Annotated in this window: 6 protein-coding genes and 1 pseudogene; 5 read left to right on the top strand and 2 right to left on the bottom strand. The window is 39.8% G+C overall.

The window, feature by feature from the left end; genetic code table 11:
- The 3 genes and pseudogenes from A9239_RS02020 to A9239_RS02010 all read left to right on the top strand — a co-directional run.
- Window positions 1–1,978, top strand: a 1,978-nt coding sequence (locus A9239_RS02020; RefSeq protein ID WP_069575204.1) for a DNA topoisomerase I, incomplete at its 5' end; no start/stop codon positions are given.
- A 213-nt stretch (window positions 1,979–2,191) separates the two neighbouring features.
- A pseudogene (locus A9239_RS02015) lies at window positions 2,192–2,473 on the top strand (transposase); the annotation flags it as partial.
- 274 nt (window positions 2,474–2,747) lie between these two features.
- Window positions 2,748–3,215, top strand: coding sequence for a hypothetical protein (locus A9239_RS02010; protein WP_048155367.1), 468 nt, complete (start codon window positions 2,748–2,750; stop codon window positions 3,213–3,215).
- Window positions 3,216–3,751: 536 nt separating this feature from the next.
- Here the strand turns inward: A9239_RS02010 and A9239_RS02005 are convergent.
- Window positions 3,752–4,351 (bottom strand): thiamine-phosphate synthase family protein, encoded by a 600-nt coding sequence (locus A9239_RS02005; protein ID WP_048155366.1) that lies wholly within the window; start codon window positions 4,349–4,351, stop codon window positions 3,752–3,754.
- A 358-nt stretch (window positions 4,352–4,709) separates the two neighbouring features.
- Here A9239_RS02005 and A9239_RS02000 point away from each other — a divergent pair, with 358 nt between their 5' ends.
- A complete protein-coding gene (locus A9239_RS02000) occupies window positions 4,710–5,486 on the top strand; it encodes an exodeoxyribonuclease III (RefSeq protein WP_048117889.1) in 777 nt (258 codons plus the stop codon).
- A 526-nt stretch (window positions 5,487–6,012) separates the two neighbouring features.
- Window positions 6,013–6,318 carry an MscL family protein gene (locus tag A9239_RS01995; RefSeq protein WP_048117892.1) on the top strand — a complete coding sequence of 102 codons (306 nt, stop codon included), beginning with the start codon at window positions 6,013–6,015 and terminating at the stop codon, window positions 6,316–6,318.
- Between the two features lie 681 nt (window positions 6,319–6,999).
- Here A9239_RS01995 and cofC read toward each other — a convergent pair.
- Complete coding sequence (gene cofC / locus A9239_RS01990; RefSeq protein WP_048117895.1) at window positions 7,000–7,626, bottom strand: 2-phospho-L-lactate guanylyltransferase; 627 nt, start codon at window positions 7,624–7,626, stop codon at window positions 7,000–7,002.
- Between the last annotated feature and the right edge of the window lie 73 nt (window positions 7,627–7,699).

Here is a 7,699-nt window from a genome sequence, read left to right as displayed (position 1 = left end):
GGAAGGAGAACTGATCGGAGTCGAGGCTCTCAATATCATAAAACAGGTAAATCCAGATGTTTCTTTTGACCGGGTGCGCTACAGTGCGATAACCCCAAAAGCAATAGAAGCCGCGTTTTCAAATGCAACAAATGTTGATTTTAATCTCGCGGACGCCGGCCATTCCAGGCAGGTCATTGACCTTGTCTGGGGTGCAGCCCTTACCCGTTATATTTCTCTTGCTGCAGGCAGGCTCGGGAAGATGTTTCTTTCCGTAGGGAGGGTACAGTCGCCAACTCTTTCTCTTATTGTTGACAGGGAAAAAGAAAGGAATGTTTTTGTCCCAACTCCTTACTGGGAAATCTATGCCGAACTTCAAAATACAGAAGGAAAAACCTTTTCAGCTCAGCACTCAACCCGCCGTTTCCTGGATAAAAAGGAGGCAACAAAAGTCTTCAAAAAACTGGGGAAAAAGGCTGAATTAAAGGGAATCGAAAAAGGGAAAAAGACCGATCAGCCCCCGACTCCTTTTAATACCACAGGTTTCATAAGCGCAGCAAACTCAATCGGACTCAGTCCCGCAAACGCAATGCGCATAGCTGAAGCGCTCTATACTAATGGTTATATTTCGTATCCCAGGACTGACAATACGGTTTATCCCGAGACCCTTGACCTGAAGGCTCAGATTGAGATTTTCAAAGAAGGTCCCTTTAAAGAGTACGCAGAGGCTCTGCTTGAAAAAGCCGAACTCATTCCTACGCGAGGAAAAAAGGAAACTACCGACCACCCACCTATTTTTCCGGCTTCCCTTGCAAAAGAGTCCGACTTAAAAGAAGATGAGTGGAAGGTCTACGAACTTGTAGTCAGACGCTTTTTTGCGACTTTTGCCGGGCCAAGCGAATGGGAAACCATGCGCTTGAAACTTGACATCAACGAGGAAGAGTTCAGGTCAAACGGGGCAAGACTTGTGGAACCGGGATGGAGATGGTACTATCCTTACAATGCGCCTGAAGACAGGTTGTTCCCTGAACTTCATGAAGGCGATTCCCTGAAAGTGATTAAAAAAGATATGCTGGATAAAGAAACCCAGCCGCCTGGCCGTTACGGACAGGGAAGACTTATCAATATTATGGAAGAGCTAGGGCTTGGAACAAAAGCAACGCGGCACGAGATAATCAGCAAGCTTTATTCCAGGGCCTATATACACGGGAATCCTGTGCAGCCTACGAATACCTCTTTTGCAGTAATGGACACTCTTGAGACGTATTCCCCTACTATCACAAAGCCGGACATGACAAAGCTGCTTGAAGAAAACATGGACCTGATTGCTGAGGGCAAGATCAAAGAGTCTGCCGTTCTTGAAGAGTCGCGGGAGATATTAAAGCAGGTCTTCTCGGAACTCGATAAAAACCGGGAAAAAATCGTGGAATCTCTCCAGGCAGGTCTCAGAGAAGATAAAATCATAGGAACCTGCTCTAGCTGCGGAAATGAGCTTATAATCCGGCGTTCGAAAAGGGGAGGCCGTTTTATAGGCTGTAACAATTATCCGAACTGTACCTTTTCTCTCCCTCTGCCCCGAAGCGGACAGATCATAGTTACTGATAAGGTCTGTGAAGCTCACGGCCTGCACCATATCCGTATAATCAATTCTGGAAAACGGCCCTGGGACCTTGGCTGTCCTCAGTGTAATTTCATAGAATGGCAGAAAACCCAGCAGGAGGAACAGGCCAAGCAGCCCAAAAAAGAAAAGCCCAAATCAATTCAGGATCTCGAAGGTGTGGGAAAAGCCACCGCAGGAAAACTGGAAGATGCCGGTATTACAAGCGTAGAAGCTCTGGCAGAAGCCGACCCTGTAGAACTTGCAAAAGCGATAAAGACCAGTGTAAAGAGAGTCAAAAACTGGCAGATCTCATGCAACGGCACAGTCACAGTAGAAAGCAACAGCACAGCTGAGGGCAGTAGCACAGTTAAGGGTAACTGTACAGTTGAAGACGCATGAAAATATCCCTCAATGGCGCCGCCTTTTCTATTTTTGCTTGCTTTTTTATTTTTGCCCTTTTCTGATTTTTGCTTGTTTTCTGATTTCTGCCCGTTTTTTAATCTTGTCCATTTATAGAGCTCATTTTAAAATTTAATATTTTTTTAAAGTATACAGAACTAAAAGGTAGTGTAGCGAAAGTTCTGTAAATTATGATTGACTCTATATCCTTTTACTTCAGTTTCAAGCATTCCTAAAGAACTTGATGAGAAAGTTGAAGAATCTCTCTCAAAGCCAATAGAACACGAAATTCCTTACCTTTTTGTTGATGCGACTTATCTTAAAGTAAGAGATCTTAAAGTAAGAGGTGGACTCCATTATGAAAATAAAGCTCTTTTTGTAGTTGCTGGAATTAGAGATAACAGTTTACGTGAGATTCTTGGAGTAAGATTGGCAGACAGTGAAGACTCTCTATTCTGGGAAAAGCTATTCGAAGACCTTAAAAAAGGAGGGTTATATTGAACTGCAATATCAAGCCGGAACGCTTGATATGGAATATGTTACCATGCGCAGGAGATCAAGAACTCTGTATAAAAATGATTATTAACCAGATTTATTCAATAGATTCCAAAGTATATATATAAAATTTAAATCAGAGACTTTATTAAACAGCGGATAATATTTGTTCAATGTATTCTAAAGTATAATCTGAAATTTAAATGAAAGATATTTAAAGGAGTGGAAAGCCCTGAGTATTTTCATTGAAATTCGTGAATTAAGGTGGTAGATTTTGTCAAAAAAACGAGTTTTAGTTGTCCTGCTTATTCTTGCAGTATTTCTCAGCTTTGGCTGCGCCAACAAAGGAAGAACGAATTTATCTGTCTCAAATAATGAGACTGAAATAAACGTCAGTTTTCCTGAGTCAGGTAATAGCAGCTGGTGCCCTGTAGGTTCTCAGCTTCAGGTCAAAGACCCGACTACCGGAAAAATCCTGAGTTTGACAATTACCGGAACCGAAAAATTTGAAAACAAAACTCTCTGTAAGGCTTGTGTAGAAACAGGTACTGAAGGAAATACTTCCAGATTTGAGTACATGTGGTCTGAAGATAAGAATACCACGGTCTGGACAAAGTACAACAAGGATGGAAATATCTCAGTAAGATTCATCGACCTGGATGGAAAAAAGACAATCATTGATGGAGCCGGAAGGACGCTTGAGTTTGGAAACTCAGGAGAGGTTTCATCAAACCCGGTATGAAAAGGGTCAACGTTTTTCTTTTTTCTTGCTTTCCACATAATAATATTGCCTTATATCCTCATCTTTTCCATTTTATGCTCATATTTAGTTTATAAATTCAATCTGGCTTTTAAAGTGCTTATATGGGCTATTGTAAATGGCACATATATACTTTCTCGAGAACCGATGGTCTTTTCAGAATATTGTATTGACATGTAGGTCTGTTAGTACATAGTAGACTAATATAGTACATAGTCTTAGATATCCCAAAATTATATTGTAGTCTGCTAGTATGTAGTATACTAGCATAGCACATAGTTTTAAATACCCCAAAATTCTATTTAATATCGTGTAAAAGCGAACAAACTGCACATCTCAAAATGGATTTCAAAACCTGCAAAACCTGCAATCCCAACCTTAGGATGCCGGTTTATATTAAAGAGCCGAAAAATCGGTTTCCTTCGCTACTCTACGGAAGGAGAGAGCTTTTACAACCCTTTCCTCACTCCTTCCCACTTTTTTACCACTTCCTGTTTTTACCTCATAGCTTTTTCTTTTTATCTCGTTCTTTGTCCTGATTCGTGGTAGCTTCTGGCAAGCTTACATATCTGTTCTGCAACCTCGAGCGGGTCTTTTCCTGTAAGAATACTCACCGGCTCTTTTCCAAGTGCACCTGTCTCATAAAAGATCCTGGGTATTTTTCCTCCTGTAGCCCGAATAGCCTCTTCGACCATCCAGGAGATGGCCTCCCCTTCTGCATCCTTCATATTCTCAGGCTCAAAGCGCCGGTCTACAACTGAAAAATCCCATCCATTTCCTTTACAGTAGGCTTTTAAAAACTCGGCAATCTCCGGGTTATTTGCAAAATCTATAATAGACCTTATCTCTGAATCTTTTTTCCTAATTTCCAGCAGAAGGTGTGCCATATAGCCAGAAGCTCCGAATTTTATTCTTCCTGTAGCTTTCGGAAAACCATCAACTACCGAAATTCTCCCATCGACTGCAAGAACATCTCCAGGAGTGGTTGATTCTTTTGAGGCATAAACAAAATTTGTTCGAACTTTAGGAATCAAAGCTGAGAATTCCTTGCAGTCTTCTATTTGTTCAAGCCCAAGATATAAACGCCCTATCATGTCTATCTTTTCGTTAAGATCCATAACATCACGACCCCCCACCGTTTGATATTATGATGTTTATCCCACATCTGCAAGTTTGATGTGCAGTCAGTCGGACAATGGCATGTAAAAATAGGTTGCAAAAGTCGGTTGCAAAAAATAGGTTGCAAAAATAGGTTGCAAAAGTAGGTATCAGACTAGATTAGATAAAATTAGATTAGAGATCTTAAAACCTAAGTTGAGGTCTTCAAAGTGGGCTTTGTGCGCAGAATAGGGAGTATTTATTTACTCGAACTTTAAATTATTTTCAGTTTACTCAATTCAGTTTATACAATTTAACTCCTGTTTCTTCGTACCTTTCTTGTAATGTGAAATTCCGAAAAATCGCTAGGTATAGAAAATGTCTGGTCACTACAATCTCATTTCCTGGAACGTAAACGGCCTTCGGGCTGCAATGAAAAAAGGCTTTCTTGAGCTTTTGCTGGAACAGAAATTTGATATTGTCTGCATTCAGGAAACTAAAGTTTCTCCTGATAAACTCCCGAGAGAAGCAAAGAACATTCCGGGCTACTACAATTATTTTGTCTCAGCAGAAAAGAACGGCTACAGCGGGGTTGGACTCTTCTCCAGGAAAAAGCCCCTGAAGCTCGAAAACGGCATGGGAATCGAAAAATTTGATAGGGAAGGCCGCTTCCTGAGGGCCGATTTTGAGGACTTTATCTTAATGAATATCTATTTCCCTAATGGCAAAGCCTCTCTGGAGCGTCTGGAATATAAAATGAATTTCTACGAGGCTTTTTTAGACTATGCGAACTCTCTCAAAGCAGACGGCAAAAAGCTTGTTATCTGCGGGGACGTAAATACAGCCCACAAAGAGATCGACCTTGCCCGTCCCAAACAAAACGAAAAGATATCCGGTTTTCTTCCTGAAGAGCGGGCATGGATGGATAAATTCCTTGCTGCCGGCTATCTTGACACTTTCCGTATATTCAATCCAGAAGGCGGAAACTATTCCTGGTGGTCAATGAGAACAGGAGCACGTAAAAGAAATGTAGGATGGCGTCTGGACTACTTTTTTGTAAGTGAAAAACTGCGGGACAATGTAAAATCCTCCCCGATTTACAGTGAAATAATGGGTTCGGACCACTGTCCTGTAGGGCTTGAACTTGAATTTTAAATTTTACTTATAACAAAATTTCACAATAAACGATGCCAATCGATAAAAGTTCACAAAAATATTTTGCAAATAATTCAATATAGTTTAGATACAGTTTAAAATGAGTTTAAAAAGAATTTAATAAAAATTTAAAAAAAGTTTAAAAATAGTTCTGTAAGAAGAAACCAGAGTAGTTGAACTCATTTACTGCATGCCCCAATGCAGTCTATCCGAAGTTATTACTCCCCAAGCATAGCTGTTCGATGATAGTTCAGCTACCCAAGCAATTTTCTATGTGATAGATTTTAATTTACCCCTCTACTCCGACTTTCCAACTTCGGCAGCGTCTCAAAGTCTCAAGTCTCAAGTCTCAAGTCTCAAACTTGCAATCAAATAATTCTTAACTGATTTTCAGCCGCAACTCTAATATAAAATTCATCCCTGGACGATTTATTAATAAAGGATGCAAAGAATAGATGGATTAACCAGTGATAATTTTATTATTATTTTTACTTTGTATGTAATTTCGCTGTTTGAGTGGGGTAATATGGGGCTTCTAAGTGAGTTTAAGGATTTTCTTTATGAATACAAGGTAATTCCACTTGCAATTGCCTTCATTATGGGTATCGTATCCACGGCTCTTGTAAAATCGCTTGTGGACAATATCGTAATGCCGATTATCACACCTTTTGTGCCTGGGGGAGCCTGGAAAACGGCAACCTTTGAAATTGGGCCAATAGTACTGGGTTGGGGGGCTTTTCTGGGAGAACTGATAAATTTCATAATTATTGCATTCGTGGTCTTCATAGTTGCAAAAATGGTGTTGAAAGAAGAAAAAGTAGAAAAGAAGTAATTTTAAGGTATTAAAGGCAGAAAAAACTGAACCTATGCCTTATAATCGCAAAAAACGAAAAATTCTGGCCGATGCAACCGTGTTTAATATCTTATTTATAGGGTGCCTCCGCCAGCTTGCCTGGCGGCCCTTTATAAAAAGAAAGCAAAGAAAATAGACTTAAACTATCAGTAAGAAAAAAGGTGTCTTCTTCAAATTGTATGGGTAAAAGTAAATTTTATGTATTTGCTGAAAATTTAAAAATTTAACTAAGTTTGAGAAACAACTTCAAACGATGTATCCAACTCTAAAACTGTATGATAAAATTGTTGCACATTTTTCAAATTGGAAAATTCTCCATTGAATTTGAAGAGGATACTAAAAAATCGGCAATGTCTTAAATTTGCTGTAAATTTGAGATCAAGTTTTTGCATAGTATAAAAAAAATTGATCTGCCGATATGGAATTTTCTACCCAATAACTTATTGAGATTTGTGATTTTACAGAAAAATTGGCACACCGCCGAAAAAAGCTCAGTGAGTGAAAATTGAGAGATTTCCACTCAAAATGAAGAGGATACGATACTATACCCTACTGCCCAAGAAATTTAGTTATGAATCATTAAAATTAAGAAATGGACTACGGATGAGGAGTTGTCTATGTATTAACGTATCTTAATTAAGTTGCCATGGCACTACTGATTCAAATTGGAGTCAGTCCGACCCTTCCCCTGCTCATCTCAAGCCTGAACTTTTTGCTGATATATTCTTTCGCAGCTCCGCTTCCGTGTATAAGCAGTTCGACCAGATCTTCGGGCTCATCAATATCAGTACCTGCAAAAAAAGAATCATATACCTCAACACTCTGTCCTGTTTCTTCTGCAATCGAGCAGTGCGTCAGAAAACTCGAACCATAGTACCTGACCCTGTAGCAGGAAGGGTTTTTGATAAATAGTGCATTTGTACCCCCACCTTTTCCCGGGACGATACAAACGTCTGCTTTTGTTGAAGTTATCCCTTTAACATGATCTGGAGATAAAAGAGGAAGATCAGCCATAACAATAATAACCGGCTCCTCAGCCTGCTCAAGGTACCCGTTAAGAGCTTCATTCAGGTCATTTTTGTCCAGAAGCACATTGGCTTTCGTCATATCCTCAAGTCCGTACATAGAAGGACTGAGAATATCGATTGTTCCCACTCCGGCTTCCTTAAGGGTGTTTATCACCTGATTCAGCATCAGTTCCACAAACTCTTCTCTCTCTTCCAGAGTCAGGACAGGGGACAATCTGGATTTTGCACTGGATTTTTTATAGGGGATTACGGCTTTCATCTTGACTCCTGAAAATCTAAGTTCGGAAATAAATATAAATTAATATTAACCTTAATTCACTGAAATTTATATA

It is taken from the genome of Methanosarcina sp. A14 (genome assembly GCF_001729375.1).
Classification (GTDB): Archaea; Halobacteriota; Methanosarcinia; order Methanosarcinales; family Methanosarcinaceae; genus Methanosarcina; species Methanosarcina barkeri.
This window is presented reverse-complemented; position numbering and strand designations above follow the sequence as displayed.

Coding starts and splice junctions, on each gene's coding strand:
- A9239_RS01995 (WP_048117892.1), top strand. CDS start 6,013: ATGGGGCTTCTAAGTGAGTTTAAGGATTTTCTTTATGAATACAAGGTA.
- A9239_RS02000 (WP_048117889.1), top strand. CDS start 4,710: ATGTCTGGTCACTACAATCTCATTTCCTGGAACGTAAACGGCCTTCGG.
- A9239_RS02005 (WP_048155366.1), bottom strand. CDS start 4,351: ATGGATCTTAACGAAAAGATAGACATGATAGGGCGTTTATATCTTGGG.
- cofC (WP_048117895.1), bottom strand. CDS start 7,626: ATGAAAGCCGTAATCCCCTATAAAAAATCCAGTGCAAAATCCAGATTG.